Source organism: Staphylococcus sp. GDX8P80P (assembly GCF_017893095.1).
GTDB lineage: Bacteria > Bacillota > Bacilli > Staphylococcales > Staphylococcaceae > Staphylococcus > Staphylococcus borealis.
The window spans coordinates 1-1,623 of record NZ_JAESMI010000207.1; the positions used below are offsets into that span (position 1 = coordinate 1).

The 1,623-nt window shown below is 33.4% G+C and carries 2 protein-coding genes; both read right to left on the minus strand.

What is annotated here, in order from left to right; translation table 11 throughout:
* Nucleotides 1–140 precede the first annotated feature (140 nt).
* The gene (locus KA858_RS12470) at nucleotides 141–440 is read right to left on the minus strand and encodes a HesB/YadR/YfhF family protein (protein ID WP_053030979.1); all 300 of its coding nucleotides are present in this window, start codon (nucleotides 438–440) and stop codon (nucleotides 141–143) included.
* A 369-nt stretch (nucleotides 441–809) separates the two neighbouring features.
* Nucleotides 810–1,418 carry a glycerol-3-phosphate 1-O-acyltransferase PlsY gene (plsY, locus tag KA858_RS12475; RefSeq protein WP_053030977.1) on the minus strand — a complete coding sequence of 203 codons (609 nt, stop codon included), beginning with the start codon at nucleotides 1,416–1,418 and terminating at the stop codon, nucleotides 810–812.
* Nucleotides 1,419–1,623: the final 205 nt, after the last annotated feature.

A 1,623-nucleotide genomic window follows, 5' to 3' on the forward strand; every position in this document is an offset into this window, starting at 1 on the left:
ATTAAAGATGACTAGTTTTTAATAAGGATTTAAAATCCAAGGGAGTGCACAGTCTACTTCTCTCTACAACTATAAAAAATAGCTGTGAAAAAATCTATCGTCATAGATTTCTTCACAGCTAATCTTAGTATGTTTATGATTTAATTTACTTTAGAATAGGCAATTTCGTCGTCATGGTCTACTTTTTCAACGAGAACATCACTATCTTCGAAATACCATAAATCATCTTCTGAAACGACCAATACTAAGTCATTATAATTCTCTTCATAACCTATTTCTACATCTTGTCTAGGTTCAACGCGAAAGGCAGGACTGAAACCTTGTTTAAGTTGAAATTCACCACCATATCGTACGTAAAACTGTAAAACCTTGTCATTCTCAGGCAAATCTAATTCATCTTTAAACCATTCTACAGCTTGATCTGTTAGTTTAATTTTCATTACATAATCCTCCTACCTTATATATCTATTACTAAATTTTTATCTTTATTGGAACTCTAAGCATTATAACATAATACCTTTTTGAGATAATCTTTAATGATTTTATGAGCATAATAAAAAGGAGTAGGACAGAATGCTTTTAAATTCACTGTCCGACTCCCAGCTTGCTTAGCTTGTAGAATTTCTTGGTGAAATTCTCTTTGCTGGGGCCCCGACTCCCAGCTTGCTTAGTTTGGGCTCTGCCCGCAAAGATGACTAGTTTTGTGAATAGCTTGGTTCAAGCGTCTTCTCAATACAGTCAGCTACTGTGAGTTGCAAAGTAGCATTATTATATTATATATCTCGGGATCGATATTTTCTGATTAATAATTACATCCATTTTATTTTAGGTTCTTCGCCTTTAAAGATTCTTACTATATTTGTACGGTGCCTTACGATTAAAATAATCGAAACAAGTAGGCTCATACCGAATAATATGTAATCTTGTATGATGAGTGAGCCAATTACACAACATATTGCAGCAATAATACTTGAGAGTGAAACATATTTAAATATATATAACACGCCAAAGAATATAATTGCTAATACGAGCAGTAAAATAGGATTTACACCTAAGACAACACCTGCACTTGTAGCAACTGCTTTACCACCTTTAAATTTAAGGTATATCGGATAAACGTGTCCTAGTATTGCGAATAAACCTACGATTAACCCATGTGTGAAGAACGTGCTAAGCGGTCCATCTGCATGCACTGGAAACCAAATGGGAAAGAAAACGGTTATAAACCCTTTAAATATATCTAAAAAGGTTACAACAAATCCTGCTGGTTTACCAAGAACTCGGAAGCTATTAGTTGCGCCAGTATTGCCACTTCCAAATTGTCTAATATCTTTTTTGAAAAAGAGCTTTCCTATAACATATCCATTAGGAATAGCACCGATGAGATAGCTTAATATGAGCATGACTACTATCATCATATAACTTTACACATCCTTTAATAACGTAGCTATATTTTACCATAATCTCATAGCTAGCAACGACCAATTTTGAAATTTTGTTTTTTTACTAGACGAATTGTAATATTAAGTGCAACACTAATAAAATTTCATAAAAAAGGCCCATGATTGGCACTTTATTGTAAGATGTTAATAACCACAAAAACACATACAAGGGGTGCCAATA